The organism is Myxacorys sp. (assembly GCF_059501405.1).
The window spans coordinates 180,813-196,415 of the sequence record NZ_JCACCM010000097.1 but is presented as its reverse complement, the minus strand read 5'-3'; the positions used below and the strand labels follow the sequence as shown (position 1 = coordinate 196,415).

The following is a 15,603-nucleotide window of genomic DNA, read 5'->3' as shown; positions in this document are numbered from 1 at the left end:
GAATTCACCGTCCTCACTAGCTTTCCAGCTTCTTAGTTTTGTCAGTCAAGCAGGCTGTGGAGTTAGAGGGCCTTTCGCCTAACTCCTTCTCATTTCTGCTGTAAGTCAGATCTGAGTAGAACTGCACTTGACTAACAGAGAAAAATATTTTCAGAGAATATTGAAGAAGGGTTTGGTTTCTCCGTGGCTACAAGCCTGCACCGTTTTGAAAAGAGCATCTCTTCGTCATCTCCTACCCTTATGTTTGTCCTACTGCGCACTGATTGTTGTAGTTGCTTGGCCTACAAATCGTTATCTTTTCTAAAGCTTCTTCAATGGTTTTTGTATCGTGGATGGCTTTTTACCCAACTTAACACTTGAAAATTTTCGTAAAGACCTCTCTATTCTCAATTATTTTGCGAAAACATGTTTTCGCGCTCGATCTTATCTACTGATTTGATTGCCAACTCTAGAAGGCTCTTGTCAGTAATTTCACTCATACTATAGCCTCGCCTTGCCTTGCTGTTCCCATTTCAGCTACTTCGCCTGCTCAGGGGAAACAACTAATTTGATTATTTGTCCCATAGTTATTTGTTCCGTAGAGGTACTGATTTTTAATTTGAAAGCATCATGATATTAATTTAGGCAACCAAACCGGAAAAGCTCGATCAAACAACAATATAAAGATTGATCTTCTTCGGGAATAACTGTAAACAACTTGCATAAAGTGGGCTACAGTTGGAATCAAATTTTTAAGGCGTTAATTCCCCCTTTGGCGTGACCTCAAATGACAACTCAATCCCCTGCTAAATCTCTTCTAGTTGATCCTTTTGCTGCGGATACCGATGTTGACCCGTCTGAACTAGAAGTGCTTGTTGACGATGAAGATCTTTCCCCCGAAGGGTTAGCGAAAGCGTTACGCGGCAAAGCAAGCGAGTACATGGGGCTATCGGATGATTCCGTTGGAATGTTCTTACGGGAAATGGCTCGTTATCCGTTGTTGACCCAAGCTCAAGAGATCGAACTGGCACGAGAAATTGCAAAAGGTGGCATTCAGGGAGAACAAGCAAAACGAAGATTAGTGAGAGCAAACCTTCGGTTAGTTGTGTCGATCGCCAAGAAATATCTCAATCGCGGTGTGCCATTTTTGGACTTGATTCAAGAAGGCGCAATGGGATTGATGAGAGCGGCTGAAAAGTTTGATTATGAACGGGGCTACAAGTTCTCAACCTATGCTTATTGGTGGATTCGTCAGGGCATTACCCGCGCGATCGCATCTCAATCACGCACGGTGCGCCTACCAGTCCACATGGTAGAAAAACTAAATCAAGTGCGGAAGGTTCGTCAAGTGCTGTCACAGACGCTCGGACGCAAGCCTAACAAGGGCGAATTAGCCGCCGCTTTGGATATGGATGAAGACAAGCTAGAACAGGTTCTAGATGTCAGTCAGCGCACGTTGTCGCTTCACGCTTGGGTAGGGCGGGACGAAGATACAGAACTGATGCAACTCATTGAAGACGCAGACAATGTTGCACCGAATGACAACTTAGATCACAAATTGTTGTGCGATCGCTTGGGTTCGGTTTTAGAGCATTTGAGCGATCGAGAACGCGAAATTATTAAGCTAAGATTTGGCTTAACTGATGGTCAGCACTATACCTTAAGCGAAATCGGTCAAATTTATGATTTATCGCGTGAGCGTGTGCGTCAGATTCAAGCAAAAGCCATGCGCAAGCTGCGGCATCCTCGTCGTCAAGCGTTGCTGAAAGACTGGATGTAATTTCTTGGGATTCGTAATTTTGGAGCGTTTTTGAGATTGCGAATCATAAGTAGAGACACAGGATTGATTGTATCCCCTTTGTGCGAAGATCTCCGATCTCTTCAAGAGATCGGGGATACCGATGCGCAGTTTATCGGATTGACGTACTTCGTTTCAGCCTTTCGCTTCTATCGATCGCATCTGAAATCCCCTACTTAGACTATTTCATTGGGCAACTAAATGTTGATAATTAGTAGTTAAGTATCGTCTTAAATTGGTGAAACCATTAGTTATCTCAGCAAAATAACTAATGGTTAGTCCGAAATGTTTGCATCAGCATCTGTCGGTATAAACTTGCTCAGGGTCTGCGGCTGATCAGCCATTAGTGCTTTGTATAACTCCACAAAATTGCGAAAGGTTTGTTGCTTTTAGCCCCCCTTGGGAACCTTGTCCGCTGCAAATGACTCAATTAAACTTGACTGGCTAAATGGTTTGTGTGTGAACAAACTGGACTTAATTTTCTAGGTTAAATTACGTACTCTTAGCTGTTGTTAACGGCTCTATACTTTGCCAACAGAATTAACGTAATCCCTTTGGTAGAGGACTTTAGCAGCATCAAGCTTTAGACTTTGTTACTAGATTCAGCAGTCCTGGTTATCTATGTCCCATGTTGTCTTGTGAGCAAAAAGTGTTGCGTGTTTTAGTTGTCGATGATCATGAGCTAACTCGCTTCAGCCTGAAGCTGGCTCTTCAAAGCCAAACCGATATTGAACTCGTGGGTTTGGCAAGTAATGGTCGAGAAGCTGTAGAAATGGCGACTCGCTACTCACCCGACGTGATTATTCTAGATCTGCAAATGCCAGTATTGGATGGACTTAGCGCTTCGACAGAGATCAAGACCCTCTATCCTAATACTCGAATTCTTGCCTATTCATCTTTGGAGGACCCGCAAACGGAAGTGATGTTGCAGACGGCGAAAGTAGACGCTTTCTGTAAGAAGGATACAGCCATTAAAGAACTCATCGCGATGATAAATAAGCTTGGCAATCACGCTGATAAAAGTGAGGGCTAATGAGAATTATCGGATTGCTAGAAAGCGCAAGGATCACACTGAATTCTTGCGCTTTTTATTGATTTTGCGGAGCAATAGAGAGCGTGTAGGGGTTCTGTCCCTGAACGCGATCGCCAACAAAAATAGAGTAGCTTCCCTTTGTCCACCGTCCCGGAATCTCAATTTTGCCGTTAGAAAGCTTATCCGCTTGTAGACAAATGCTTTGTCCTTGAGATCCGGTAATGAGCAAGGTTGGCGCACCCGCTCCCTGCAAGCTGAAGCGGAGATTGCTGTCGGCCGTGACTTCAATACTGTGGTTTGGGGTTTGGGAAATATAGCCTGCACAGCCGCTATCTTTTTTGGAACCGCCAGACGTACCGCTTAAGGAAATCGATTGAGAATTGGGTGAAATCGAGACAGGTTGACTCGTTGCCAAACCGGATAGGGCGAATACGGTCGCGATCGCGGTTGGAATAATAGACCATCTTAAAGAAGTTTTCATACCTATCACCGGGGGTAGCGTAAAGACACTTTCAGTATGAACAGTTACCGAAGCGACCTATCGACGCGGTGGTTATCTTGTTCAAGTGGCACGCACCAAGAGAGGTAAGCGATATAGAGACTAAGAAGTTTGATAACGGTCGAGAAGTTCGCTCAAATAGTCGTACCCGTCTACTCCGATTTCTGCAATCAGTCGTGATCGTTGCTCTTTGAGGCTGTTCTGAAACTGTTCGCCTAACTGCCCGCGCAAGATGCTGAGTAAACCCGCAGTTTGTCGCCACTCAGACGAGCCGAGTTGCTCTAGTCGATACATCGATACTGCGCCGCAGAGAATGGCACTGTCGTAAGTTTTGAGCTGGTAAAAGGCTTCGGCAAAGGCAGCAAGGCTGACAGCATAAAGATAGGCATCTCCTGATGCTGAGGCGAGTTGCCGACCGTTTTCTAAATGAGGAATTGCCTTTTCTGGATTGTCTAATGTCACATAGGCACTGCCTAAACTGATGGAGCAGAGCGCTTTACTTTGCGCATCTCCCAGTCGGTCAGACAGATCCAACCCTTGTTCTAGATAAGTGATGGCGATTTCATAGCGATCGGCATCGGCCTCTAGCTGCTGAGCTTGAAACACTTCGCTATAGCCTAAATTAGCGAGTGCGTTGGCTTCTCCCATGCGATCGCCCGTTTGCCGACTTAGGACTAACGCTCGTTGAGCGTAGCTGATCGCTTCAGCGTAGTTTTTCTCGTTGACGTAGATTCGGCTGAGGTGATTTAAGTTCGCAATCTCGCACTTGCGATCGCCCGCTTCTTGAGCGATATCTTTTGCAGTGACGTGTAGTTCTCTGGCAGCATCTAAGGCTCCAACAACGCGCTGAGTCGAACCGAGTAAGGTCAAGATTCTAGCTTGTTCTTGAGTGCCCTCGGCGCGTTTGAGCGGTTCGCTGAGGTAATTCATCGCGTCGCGAAAGTAGTTCCCTGTGAACGATGCAAAGAAGGTTCCGTAGAGCGGAAAGTAATCGCGTTGGGCGAATACTCGCAGTCCTTGAATGGTCATGCGAAACGAAGCTTCTGCCAGGCGATCGCGGTTGATCGAATTGAGCAAGGTGGATTGTTGAAAGCCACTTGCAAGCTGCGACCAAAGAATGCCAAAGGTCAGAAAGATCGAAACCGAAAGTTGGGTGCCAATTTTGGCACTGTACGCCTGATTTTCTGCCCAGTTGACCAAACCCCGTTGCAGCGTTTGCAGCGCGATCGCGGCTTCAATCCAATCGGCTAACGTAACATTGGACTGATGGGCAGCCCACGCGATCGCAGATTCTTCTTGATCCAACGCTTCAAACAAGGATTTGAGTAAGGCTCCAATTTGCTGTTTTGACCATAGTTCCCACGGTTTGACGCCTGGAGCGCTGCTGCCAAAGCCCAGTTGCTGACCACCATACATCCAACTGATTAGATGCGGCTGTAGCCCCGACCAAGACTTTAAGCCGCGACTGATGCCGTCCGAAATTTGAGCGAGTTCTTGCTGAGTATCCGCATCTGAAACCGGGTATTGACGCAGCGCGATCGCGAGTTGCTTCAGTTGATCCGCGTTGAGGCTTTCAGGACGATTGGGGTCGGTAACCTTGAGGACGGCAAGCAAGCGTTCTGACGGGTCAGTTTGCAGAATTTGATTGACGGATGCCGCGATCGCGCCGCGAGTCTGATTCTCGGTTTGCCAGCGTGCCCACTCGCCCTGAATTGTTTTGATTGCCCGCAAACTCCGGGTGGCTTTCGCTTGTTTCAGTTCGTCGCCTGATTTGGCATCTTGTTCCAGAGTGGTCGTGCGATCGCGGAGACTAGCTTCAAAACTTTCGCCGCTATCGGGTTCAATGTCCTGCACGAGCAGTTGATAGACCTGCTCTTTAGAGCGAATGTTGCCTTTGAGGGTTTGTTGAATGATCTGGTTAATCAGATCGTTATAGCGATCGCGCAGGGCTTGTTCAGGCATAGAGTTTCGTCTTTTAGAGTGAATGACCTTCTACTATTCTATAAAAGTCAAACTCTATATAAAGTCAAACAAAGCGCTGGGAATGAAGGCTAGTTTGCCAGCTTGACAGACGCTAATTCTGGTTGAAACGGTTTTGGCAGAAGCATTACAAGCATTTTAACCGTAATTCAGTAGCCTTTCTTAAGGCTGTGTTATTTGCAACCTAGTAGTAAATTTAATGCTCTAAAATTATGTTTCAAACTGGTTTTCTCAATCTTTTCGCACAAGCCCTATCAATCTATTGCTGTTTTTAGATATTGTGAATTTACGATCTAAACATTACAAAGTTTGAGTATCATAAATACTAAGTTTTAGATATTTTTGAGTGAATTGTAAAGCGCGGTTTGCTAAGCAAGTTTCCCTTCGGGTAGTCGCATTCAAAAGTCTAAACATGATGCTGATGGGTGAAAGAGGAGTTGAGCCATGAAACAGATTGAGTCGTCACACAAACCCGTTCTAATTAAAATACTCTTAGCGAATGTAGCCCTATTAGCCTCTGTGGGGCTAAGTGTTAGCATCGGTCAGAAATCTGCTTCTGCCCAAGCTGCTTACGGCAGCTATATCGGGGTAGGTCCGGCGTTTGGCATTACCGAAGGGAATCAAGATGAGGACGATCGAAAAGTTGCTGGGGTTATTGCGGGTCGCTACAAATTTCTGAAAGCCCCAATTTCAGCGCGTGCCCAAGCGTTTGTTGGCAATGGAGTTACGCTAGTGCCCACTGTTTCTTACGATTACCCACTCAACTGGCAGACTGATGTTTACTTGGGTGCTGGTGCCTCGATTCCGATTGGAGGCAACACAGTTTTAGGCAGCAAAACAAGCTTTGCGATTCAGCCTGGAATTGACTATGCATTACCAAACAGCAATTTAGTTGTGTTTGGTAATGCTGTAATCTCGTTTGGGGGTTACAAGAATGGCGGAGCCGCAACGTCCTTGCAAGGCGGCGTAGGTCTACGGTTTTAAGTTGTGCGATCTCCGATTCTTTAAACAAGTCGGAGATCTTTGCCCAACTAGCCGCGATCGCTCGTCTCTAAAGACCGCGAATGGCGAGCCGCTGACGCGGATCGATACCGTCCTAAGGCAGTTAACGGGAAGTGTTGATAGTAAAGGTGATATCTCAGGTAGAAGTGACCAGGAAACCCGGTTCCGGTGAAACACTCTTCATTCCAACTGCCGTCGTCGCGCTGCGTCTTGATTAAGAATTCAATCCCGCGATCGATGGTATCCCAAGCATAGTCCGCGATAGCATCTCCCGCCGAGAGCAATCCGCTCACCGCCCAAGCCGTCTGAGACGCGGTACTTTCTCCTTTGCCTTTAAGAGACTTGTTGTTGTAACTAGCGCAGGTTTCACCCCAGCCGCCATCCGAATTTTGGCACTGAACTAACCAATTCATTCCTCGTTTAATGATGTGCTGATGCGTCGTAGGAGCAACGAGCGCCAGAGCAGACAGAACGCCACTCGTGCCGTAGATGTAGTTGACGCCCCAACGCCCAAACCATGATCCATCGGGTTCTTGTTCACGCTCTAGGTAATCAAGGGCACGCTGAATTCGCTGAGGATTTAATGCCGCAATGAGGGTTGGATCAATCGACGACGTTTCTAATCGTCCGAGCATTTCTAATACTCGTGCTGTCACATCGGCTGTATTGGGATCGATCATGGCTTTGAGATCGCCATATGGGACTGAATTGATCCATTCTTGATCGTTATCGAGATCAAACGCTGCCCATCCTCCGGGCTTGCACTGCATGGTGCTAATCCAATCGACGGCACGTTTAATGGCTTGTGCCTTTGATCGCTCATTTGGCATTGCGATCGCGCTCAGTGCCATCACTACTACTGCCGTGTCATCCACATCTGGATAAAACCGATTGTCAAACTCAAACGCCCAGCCGCCGGGTTTTCCGTCAAGATTCTTGACTGTCCAATCCCCATAGTCAAGAATTTGCTGGTCTAAGAGCCACTGTCCAGCCTTGATCAGGTCAGGATGATCGTTAGCGGTGCCAGACTCAACGAGCGATCGCATCACTAGCGCTGTATCCCAAACCGGAGAGACACAGGCCTGCATTCGATAGGTATCGTCTGTTTCAATGGCAAAGTTGTCGATCGCCTTCAGTCCGCGTTCGACAATGGGATCAGATGGATCGTAACCAAGACAGCGCAACGCCAGCATCGAATTCAGCATCGCCGGAATAATGCCACCCCAGTCGCCTGTTGCTTCTTGCCGCTCTAAAATCCACTTTTCAGCCGCTTTTAGCCCTTCTTCACGAAACGGAACTAAGTTCCACTCTTCAGCGATCTTAAACGCCTTGTCTAAACCGAGAAACACATCCGACCAGTCAGAGTTGCTCGGCAGTTCGTACTTGGTTTGAGATACACCTTCGACATAAAGTTCATCCAGGGTAATCGTTGGATTGGTAATGAAAATCGGCTTGCGATCGAACACAATCAACAACGGAACTGTACTGCCTCGCGCCCAACTCGACATTTCATAAATGCTGAAGGTATGACCTGAGAAAAACGGCTCTGAGCCAAACGGATTGGGCAGTTCGACCTTTAGCGACGGCAACAGCATAATCCACGGCGGAATCGACGGTAGCCCACGCCAGTCATAGCAGCCAATCAGCGCGAGGTGAAACTTCGTGAAGATGCGGGTTTGGGTGACGCCACCCCGAGAGAGGATGAATGCTTTTGCCTTCAGTAATGCCGGATCACTGGCAGGAATGCCTAACAATCGCATTGCCATGTAGGTCTCTACCGTGACGTTCAGATCGCCGCCATCCCCGTAGTAAAGTTCCCAACCGCCATGATCACGCTGCTGCGATCGCAGGTATTTCTCGGCTTTATGCAACGGACGAGTTTGATCTGTGCCCCAAATTTTGTGCAGCAGAATTGCCTCTGCTGTCATCGTCACGTTTGATTCGAGTTCTGCCCACCAATACCCTTCGGGTTTCTGAATTGATAATAAATAATTTTGACTAGCGCTAATAGCGCGCTCTAGAGGAGAGACGACCGTCCGATTCTCCAGTTGCATATTGCACTCCGTTCACTCAACACCTGAATTTAAAGACCGTACTTATTAGAAGTACTTACTCTAAAGACTGTAGCGAATTTTTTACATCAGTTGATGCAATGGCGCTCAGTTCTTGCTATCCCGTAGACTTGCTACCCCGCAGAATGGGAAAATCGAGAATAAATTCGATAACCGCTTCTCCAAAGCAAATATCGATCCATATAGCCTTGAATAGTTTTGTAATAGAGTTAAGTTTACTTGTTGCGATCGCTACAAAAGAAAAGCATGGATCAGCAGGTTAAACAAGAGCAGCAATGAGTAGAGCAATTGGAAGAGTACTTACGATTGCAGGACGTCGATTTATGTAGCCCTAAATAGTTTTGTAATAGAGTTAAGTTTACCTGTTGCCATTGCTACCAAAGGAAAGCGCCGTCTGAGCCTTGTTTTTAAAATTAGAAAATTTTTAGTACGCAATCGTACTGTGATTTCTGCAGGGCAAAATTACTGTTGGAGTATAGACTGTTATGTGGGCATTATATGGAAGTTTATCTCAGCTTTATTTGTTCATAAAAGATCTTGCGAACGTGAGTTGGATGCTTGGTAATCTGCATTATCATATTTTTTCAGAACTACAATGGCTAAGTTCTCTTCGCTACTCAAGGGTTTACAGATTTTAGTAGTTGATGCTCACGCTGACTCTAGAAGACTGTTGTCGATGTTCTTCGATTTGTATGACATCACGACGGTTGAGGCAGCCAGCGCAGAAGAAGCTCTGAATATCGTGAATCAAATGTCGCCCGACCTTCTGATTAGCGAAGTCCGCTTACCGGATGAAACTGGCTACTCGCTCGTGCAGAAGGTGAAAGAACGGTTTAGCACAGAGTCCAAGACACGTGGAGTTGCATGTCATGCTGAGATTCCAGCGATCGCCCTTACTTGCCATGCAAGTAAGGGCGATCGTGAAGAGGCGATCGCCGCTGGCTTCTCTCGGCACGTTGCAAAGCCGTGTAATTTGGACGAACTTCTAGGAGTCATTATTGAGTTAACTCAACCTTACCATCGCGTTCCGTTAGGGTCTAGCGGAACCAGTTATGCCCTCTGCTGTGAAGGGTGTTCATCTCTTAAAACAGACTCTGGAGACACTCCCCATTTCTAAAGCTTTTCTCGTGCCTGCTAAAAACCATCTGCTTAATCTATTCTCCAAAGAACTTTACGAAAACCTTAGTCCTTCTTTCAAAGAAGTCTTCTTTGAAACGGGAGTTGTGCTTCATTATCCGGGTGAGACAATTGAGCAGGTCTATTTTCCGCTTAATTGTCTAGTGTCAGTCACAATTGCGATGAACAACGGCGCGACTGCTGAAACGGCTTTGCTAGGGAAGCACGAAGTTGTGGGCATCAACGCCGTTCTCAGCAGAAGACCGGCAACGACCCAGACAACCTATATGATTCAGCAAGAAGGCAGTGCGCTTAAGATTGATGCTAAAGTTTTGCGCCAAGAGTTTAACCAGAGTCAAGAACTGCGGGATGTTCTGCTGGACTACACTCAAGCTTTGATTGCTCAGGTTTCTCAAACCGCTGCTTGTAATAGTCTGCACCCGCTAGAGCAACGCTTTGCACGCTGGCTTTTAGAGGTACAAGTCCGCAGTGAATCGAACGACCTGAAAATAACGCAGGAATTTATTGCGCATATGTTAGGCGTGCGGCGAGCCGGAGTGACGCAAGCCGCTCAAAAGTTTAAAGAAAGAGGGCTGATTCGCTATGGGCGTGGACACATCCAGATCATCGATCAGCAGGGGCTAGAATCTTCTGCCTGCGAGTGTTTTAGCTGCCTTAGGAAGGAGTACAATCGCCTGCTGGGAGGAACGTAAGGTTTAGAGTTGTAGACCTGCTGCTCAGCCTTGATGCTGTGTTTTAAAGGGGCGATGCGATCGCCTAACCACCCATCCATAACACTACCGAAGGTAAGAACATCAGTGAGCGAGACTTTTAAGTTGTCAGCCTTTATGAGCAAGAAAATACATCAGACCATTTTGCTAATCGAGTCCGATGATGAGACTCGCCCCTTATTGCAAGCTAACCTCCAGGGCTGGGGCTATCAAGTGATTGCCACAGTGGATGAGAAGGACGCCATTGCGCATACCTCTCACGCTAATGGTCAGATTGACCTAATTCTGATTAATCAAGTCGGATTCACAATTGAAGACTATATCAATGTAGGACGGCGTATTCAGCGATCGCTAAACTTGCTACCGACTCCAGTCGTCATTTTGGCAGAAGGTTTTAGCGAGGATCTGGAAGGCAGGACAATTCAGGTTGGTAAGGATGAATATGTGATGTATATGGAAGTTGCAGAGCAATTGATTACTCTTCTGAGGGAGCTTCTTCCGCGTTAACAGATATCGCATGAGCTACCGTTGCTGCAATCCTCCGAACGATCGCACCGCTTCAGCAAACTGAGCATTGCGCTCCATCAAGCCCATGTGCCCAGCAGGACGCAGAACAAGCAGCTCTGCTTTGGGAATATCCTGACTGAGCCGACGATGAGCCGACAAGAGAGTAGCAATGTCAGACTGACCAACAATAACCAGCACCGGAACATCAATACCCAATAGCGTTTGGGTCTCATCGAACTTCAACATTGCCAGCGTGCCTCTTGCCAGTACGCCGGGAGAAGCCATCAATCCTAAGCGTGTTGCAAAGTCAAGTTGTCCCCGGGTCTCCCGCCCAGTAAATCCAGATAGTTCTGTTGTCAGGTGCATTGAACCATTAAGGTAGCTCAGTCCACTGATTAGCCAAGCCAAGGGAGATAAGGCGATTGTTAGATACAGCAACGGTTCAATCAACGGTTTCTGCAACGCAGTGAGCATTCGGTTGAGAATTGCAGTCTTAAGCGGATTCGTGTAGGTTGTATCGGCCAAGATTAGCCCAGCCACTCGTCGTTCCAAATGCTCTGGAAACAGGCGGCAAAAGGTGAGCAAGATCATGCCACCCATACTATGACCCAACAGAAGGGCAGGTTGATCTCCGGCTAAAGACAGCACCGCTTCGAGATCACGAGCATATTTCTCGATCGAATAGTCGCGATTTTTTGGTTTAGTAGATTTGCCTAATCCTGGGAGATCCCACACAATCAGGTGAAAATGATCTGCAAGTTGTTGCTTGGCGTAGTACCAGACGGTGCTGTTAGGTCCCCAGCCGTGGGTCAAAATCAGCGGTGGTGCATCCGGTGAGCCGTAAAACTCAACGTGAATTTCGCTGCCATCGGGACGTGAGATCCGTTGTGCCCTATGACTGCGCTGCATGTTGGGTTCATCCTGACCAAAGCGCCGCAGTAAAAGGGTGATGGGCAAAAAACCCACACACGACCAGATGACCAGTGCCCATCCCAAAATTAACCAAGCGCGGTCAAGCAAGTCTTGCTCGTACCACTCGTGAAGTATGTAGATGCCGCTACCCAGCAGGGCGATCGAAATCAGTCCTGCAATCCATCGAAATAGAAAATCAAGCGGCGTAAACACCATGTGTCAAAACCTTTAGAGAGGATAAATAGCCGGTTTTGACTATATACGTGAAACCGAGATATTCACAACATCCAAAGGTTGGAAATAGAGCAGTATTTTACTTGATATAGATTCCTTAAATTAGTTTGAGATCGCCGAAGTGTTCGAGCTATTGAGGGATCTGTTTAGTTGGTGTTAACGGTTTATTTCTTTTTCGTTGCGATCGCCATTTTCACACCATCAATTTTGCGGACTTGATCCATCACCGCAACAACTTGACCATGACCCACTTTCTCATCCGCATGAATCACCACAACAGGTTGCTGATTTGCTTGCACTAGTGTTCTCACACCCGTTTCAAGTTGCTCTAATTGGATCGGTTTGCGATTTAGTGCAACTTGACCGTCAGGCTGAATACTCACCGCAATTCGGGTCTGCTGCTGGCTTTTTGCAGTTGCGGCTTGCGGAAGATTGAGCGGGAGTCCTTCCGATCGCGTCAGAAACAACGTTGACATAATAAAGAATGTCAGAATCGAAAAGACCACATCGAGCATTGGAGTAACGTTTAACTCAAGGGGATAGTCTTGTTCTTCAGGCGCACGCATAAAGGGTATAGGGTATGAGGTAGGGTTTGGACAATAGATGAGCAGAAACTGCTGGAGCAACTTTTATCAATAGCTAGGCTTAATAGCTAGACTGTCCGCCATTTGACGCGAGGTGACGGATTGCTGCGGATAGTTGATTGATCAAAGACTGATCGGCACTGCGATCCTCCACAGTCTGGTTTCGCCAATCGCAGCGCTTGCGGTATACAAGTTCCAGTTGCCCGCCGTACTCTTGAATCAATGCCATTTGTCGCTGATACAAGTTTCTAAAAATGCTGGCAAACAAGAGACATACCACCGCGACCACCATCCCCGCCGCTGTCGTAATCAGGGCTTCACTAATTCCCGCCGAAACGCCTGCGGTCGCCGTTCCACCAATGTCACCAATATTTAGCGAACCAAAGGCAGTGATTAGTCCTGTGATTGTTCCGAGCAATCCGAGCAATGGCGCTAAGCCAACGAACATTTCGAGAATGCTACCAAATCGCTTCATCACTGGAATTTCTGCCTGTAGCTCACTTTCCATAGCAAGGCGAAACTCCTCAGGTGAGGGATTTTCTAAGGCGAAGGCAGCTGAGAAAATGCGTGCGATCGGTAAATCAATATTGCGCTTGACTTTCTCTTCTACAAGTTCAGGCTGATGTCGGTATAACTCAACCAATTCTTTGGCAAAGCGGGGCTGCCGCTTGACAACTCTTGACCAAAATCGAATTCGTTCAGCAATCAAAGCCGTGGCGATAACCAAAAAGCCAAAAAGAATGAGAACAACCAACTGCCCACTTAGGGGCATTTTTAACAAAGATTCTAGCATGAGTTTGCTCCAGCAGCGATTTGGCACAACAGAAAAATGGAGGTAGCAAATAGGAGCATCACATAATGCAACTGCTTCTCAATATAGACTCCTCAAGTGAGCGTAAATCTAGCGGTCATCCCTGTCAAGAGTTTACTCACAAATAACAAACATAAGTACGGGCTGAACAACACTCTTTTGCTCCCTAAAACTCAATCAGATCGGCCTTTTTAATCACTTATACAAAAATCTAAGCATCAAAATTTGAGCAACAGCTTGTGCAAAATGATCTATTGACAGGGATCATCGACTGAACTAATCTGACAAGGAGGAAAATGTCAACTGCAACTATTTATCAATAGCTCATGAGTTTCTCCAAAATCGCCTCTGAGCAGCGGGAGAAAGAGTCCGCCCTGCTAAAAAAATTCCTGTCACGCGGATTTCCGGGTGCGATCGCGCTGCACATTGTGCTACTCGCTCTCTTTGCGTTTGCGTGGCGTCCGTTGCCAGAAGTGGCTGAGGCGCAGGATGAGATTGAAATTATCGCTGACGATCAACCGATCGAGGAACCGCTGGATGCTCCGGTGGGTGAAGATGCAGGCGGCAGTGGAGGCGGCGACGAGCAGTTCTCCTTGTTTAATCCAAATCCTGCTCCGCCGCCTACTAGTGATTCTATTGAGGTTGCAGTTGCTCCAGTAGTCCCTCTTGACCCGATTGAGACACCTCCACCCGTCGAAGAGCCGGAGGTCGTTGAAGAAACCCCTACTCCTACACCAACTCCCACTCCTACACCGACTCCCACTCCCACTCCAAGCCCTAGTCCGACTCCCACTCCCAGCCCTAGTCCAACTCCTAGCCCTTCACCAAGTCCATTTCCGACTTCAACGCCTTATCCTGATGCGCCGCCGAGTCCAAGTCCTTCACCGACTCCTCAAGCCGCGACCCCTTCACCAAGTCCTTCACCGACCTCAGTTGCAGCCGCTCCCGGTGCTCAAGGTACTGCCGATAATCAGCAGAACCAGAATAGTACTGCTGGCAGTGCGAATCAGCCTGGAAATCAGAACGGCGCAGGTCAAAATGGAAATACTGCGAGCGGAACTAGCACAGGTAGTGGGAATGGCATTGGAAATGGTGTTGGAAACGGTACTGGAGACGGAATCGGTAATAGTGGCACCGGAAATGGTGTTGGAAACGGAAACGGTAGCGGTACTGGAAATGGAACTGGAGCAGGGCAACAAGGTCGAAAACCGGATGCGCCCGAACCGCAATCTTCTCCTGTAGCAATTCGGCAAGCTCCGCCACGAGAGGATTCCGATCCACCGCGATCGGGCAAGAAGAAGCCCAAATGTAAAGACAACTGTAGTTTAGATGAATATTTGGGGGCAGAAGGATCGGCTCGGTTTGATTTTGATGTTGATAAAGACGGCAAGCCAACAAACATTCGGTTGAGAACATCGAGCGGCAATGCAGAGGTCGATCGTAAAGCGCAAGAAGCGATCGAACGTCGTCGGTATGAAGCCTCGGAAAATGGCTATCAAGGACAGCGCATTCGCGTAACTTCAGAGATGGAAAACTCTGATTTCCAGCGCCAAAATGCTGAACGCCGTCGCACCGAAGAAGCGCAACGGGCAGAGCGGGATGCCCAACGGGCTGCACAGGAGCGCTTAGAGCAAGAGCGGCTTCAACGTGAGGCGCAGGAGAGCCGTCCACCTGCCGCCGCTTCGCAACCAACTACACCCCCGGCATCGGCTCCGCCCGCAGAATCGACTACACCTCCATCTGTGGCACCGCCCGTCGAAGCGCCTCCTGTGGAGCCTCCTCCAGAAGCACCACCCGCCGAAGCGCCCCCTGTGGAAGCACCGCCCCCTGCGGAACCACCTGTGGAGCCTCCTCCAGAAGCACCGCCCGTCGAAGCACCTCCTGTGGAGCCTCCTCCAGAAGCACCACCCGCCGAAGCACCTCCTGTGGAAGCACCGCCCCCTGCGGAACCACCACCGGCAGAACCCCCTGTAGAAGCACCACCTACAGGTCAATAGGGCTGCATTCTAAATTAGCGAGCAGTTTCTTTTGAGTTGCGTTTAGCACTAAACGCAACTCCAACATGGATTCACTGACAATAGACTCATTGACAAGGGGATGATCCAAGGAAAACGCAAAAACTAGCGGCTCCTGTAACAATCTTGATGTCTAAATATTGATGTCTAAAATATCTGGGCGATTAGCAGAAGCATGAACAAGTTTATCAATACAGATTTATCAGTATTCAGTGTCTCTATTCATTAATGCTTGTATTCGTCTTCGCATTGGCATTTTATCTAACGTGACCGACATATCTAGGTAGCGATCGCTAAAGTGTTAGATCGGTTCAGAAAGCAGAAAATTGT

The 15,603-nt window shown here is 47.8% G+C and carries 13 protein-coding genes; 7 read left to right on the top strand and 6 right to left on the bottom strand.

The features are described 5' to 3' along the window. The first annotated feature begins 766 nt into the window (after window positions 1–766). A complete protein-coding gene (locus AC5I6P_RS12160; RefSeq protein ID WP_495694023.1) occupies window positions 767–1,759 on the top strand; it encodes a sigma-70 family RNA polymerase sigma factor in 993 nt (330 codons plus the stop codon). Window positions 1,760–2,405: 646 nt separating this feature from the next. Beyond that, window positions 2,406–2,810, top strand: a complete 405-nt coding sequence (locus AC5I6P_RS12155; protein ID WP_495694022.1) for a response regulator — start codon at window positions 2,406–2,408, stop codon at window positions 2,808–2,810. A gap of 55 nt (window positions 2,811–2,865) precedes the next feature. On the opposite strand, the gene AC5I6P_RS12150 is transcribed toward AC5I6P_RS12155, so the two are convergent. Together AC5I6P_RS12150 and AC5I6P_RS12145 are read right to left on the bottom strand one after the other, a co-directional pair. Further along, entirely contained in the window at window positions 2,866–3,291 is a 426-nt protein-coding gene (locus AC5I6P_RS12150) for a hypothetical protein (RefSeq protein WP_495694021.1), read from the bottom strand. 120 nt (window positions 3,292–3,411) lie between these two features. Beyond that, window positions 3,412–5,271 carry a tetratricopeptide repeat protein gene (locus AC5I6P_RS12145; protein WP_495694020.1) on the bottom strand — a complete coding sequence of 620 codons (1,860 nt, stop codon included), beginning with the start codon at window positions 5,269–5,271 and terminating at the stop codon, window positions 3,412–3,414. A gap of 462 nt (window positions 5,272–5,733) precedes the next feature. Between AC5I6P_RS12145 and AC5I6P_RS12140 the strand changes: the two genes are divergently transcribed. Continuing rightward, window positions 5,734–6,273 (top strand): putative outer membrane beta-barrel protein, encoded by a 540-nt coding sequence (locus AC5I6P_RS12140; protein ID WP_495694019.1) that lies wholly within the window; start codon window positions 5,734–5,736, stop codon window positions 6,271–6,273. Between the two features lie 47 nt (window positions 6,274–6,320). On the opposite strand, the gene shc is transcribed toward AC5I6P_RS12140, so the two are convergent. Next, entirely contained in the window at window positions 6,321–8,345 is a 2,025-nt protein-coding gene (shc, locus tag AC5I6P_RS12135; protein ID WP_495694018.1) for a squalene--hopene cyclase, read from the bottom strand. 613 nt (window positions 8,346–8,958) lie between these two features. On the opposite strand from shc, the gene AC5I6P_RS12130 reads away from it, so the two are divergent. The 3 genes from AC5I6P_RS12130 (at window position 8,959) to AC5I6P_RS12120 (ending at window position 10,717) form a co-directional block, all read left to right on the top strand. Then, the gene (locus AC5I6P_RS12130; RefSeq protein ID WP_495694017.1) at window positions 8,959–9,480 is read left to right on the top strand and encodes a response regulator; all 522 of its coding nucleotides are present in this window, start codon (window positions 8,959–8,961) and stop codon (window positions 9,478–9,480) included. A gap of 10 nt (window positions 9,481–9,490) precedes the next feature. Beyond that, window positions 9,491–10,192, top strand: a complete 702-nt coding sequence (locus AC5I6P_RS12125; RefSeq protein ID WP_495694016.1) for a Crp/Fnr family transcriptional regulator — start codon at window positions 9,491–9,493, stop codon at window positions 10,190–10,192. A gap of 135 nt (window positions 10,193–10,327) precedes the next feature. Further along, window positions 10,328–10,717 (top strand): hypothetical protein, encoded by a 390-nt coding sequence (locus AC5I6P_RS12120; RefSeq protein WP_495694015.1) that lies wholly within the window; start codon window positions 10,328–10,330, stop codon window positions 10,715–10,717. 15 nt (window positions 10,718–10,732) lie between these two features. Here the strand turns inward: AC5I6P_RS12120 and AC5I6P_RS12115 are convergent, their stop codons facing one another. The 3 genes from AC5I6P_RS12115 to AC5I6P_RS12105 form a co-directional block, all read right to left on the bottom strand. Next, window positions 10,733–11,845, bottom strand: coding sequence for an alpha/beta fold hydrolase (locus AC5I6P_RS12115; RefSeq protein WP_495694014.1), 1,113 nt, complete (start codon window positions 11,843–11,845; stop codon window positions 10,733–10,735). Window positions 11,846–12,027: 182 nt separating this feature from the next. Further along, entirely contained in the window at window positions 12,028–12,429 is a 402-nt protein-coding gene (locus AC5I6P_RS12110) for an ExbD/TolR family protein (protein ID WP_495694013.1), read from the bottom strand. Between the two features lie 79 nt (window positions 12,430–12,508). Further along, window positions 12,509–13,240, bottom strand: coding sequence for a MotA/TolQ/ExbB proton channel family protein (locus AC5I6P_RS12105; RefSeq protein ID WP_495694012.1), 732 nt, complete (start codon window positions 13,238–13,240; stop codon window positions 12,509–12,511). A gap of 344 nt (window positions 13,241–13,584) precedes the next feature. On the opposite strand from AC5I6P_RS12105, the gene AC5I6P_RS12100 reads away from it, so the two are divergent. Then, window positions 13,585–15,255, top strand: coding sequence for an energy transducer TonB family protein (locus AC5I6P_RS12100; RefSeq protein WP_495694011.1), 1,671 nt, complete (start codon window positions 13,585–13,587; stop codon window positions 15,253–15,255). Window positions 15,256–15,603: the final 348 nt, after the last annotated feature.

What these genes read in the sequence shown, in the direction of transcription:
- AC5I6P_RS12150 (WP_495694021.1), bottom strand. Translation starts at nt 3,291, where the DNA reads ATGAAAACTTCTTTAAGATGGTCTATTATTCCAACCGCGATCGCGACC.
- AC5I6P_RS12130 (WP_495694017.1), top strand. Translation starts at nt 8,959, where the DNA reads ATGGCTAAGTTCTCTTCGCTACTCAAGGGTTTACAGATTTTAGTAGTT.
- AC5I6P_RS12155 (WP_495694022.1), top strand. Translation starts at nt 2,406, where the DNA reads ATGTTGTCTTGTGAGCAAAAAGTGTTGCGTGTTTTAGTTGTCGATGAT.
- AC5I6P_RS12115 (WP_495694014.1), bottom strand. Translation starts at nt 11,845, where the DNA reads ATGGTGTTTACGCCGCTTGATTTTCTATTTCGATGGATTGCAGGACTG.
- AC5I6P_RS12160 (WP_495694023.1), top strand. Translation starts at nt 767, where the DNA reads ATGACAACTCAATCCCCTGCTAAATCTCTTCTAGTTGATCCTTTTGCT.
- AC5I6P_RS12120 (WP_495694015.1), top strand. Translation starts at nt 10,328, where the DNA reads ATGAGCAAGAAAATACATCAGACCATTTTGCTAATCGAGTCCGATGAT.
- AC5I6P_RS12110 (WP_495694013.1), bottom strand. Translation starts at nt 12,429, where the DNA reads ATGCGTGCGCCTGAAGAACAAGACTATCCCCTTGAGTTAAACGTTACT.
- shc (WP_495694018.1), bottom strand. Translation starts at nt 8,345, where the DNA reads ATGCAACTGGAGAATCGGACGGTCGTCTCTCCTCTAGAGCGCGCTATT.
- AC5I6P_RS12100 (WP_495694011.1), top strand. Translation starts at nt 13,585, where the DNA reads ATGAGTTTCTCCAAAATCGCCTCTGAGCAGCGGGAGAAAGAGTCCGCC.
- AC5I6P_RS12140 (WP_495694019.1), top strand. Translation starts at nt 5,734, where the DNA reads ATGAAACAGATTGAGTCGTCACACAAACCCGTTCTAATTAAAATACTC.
- AC5I6P_RS12145 (WP_495694020.1), bottom strand. Translation starts at nt 5,271, where the DNA reads ATGCCTGAACAAGCCCTGCGCGATCGCTATAACGATCTGATTAACCAG.
- AC5I6P_RS12105 (WP_495694012.1), bottom strand. Translation starts at nt 13,240, where the DNA reads ATGCTAGAATCTTTGTTAAAAATGCCCCTAAGTGGGCAGTTGGTTGTT.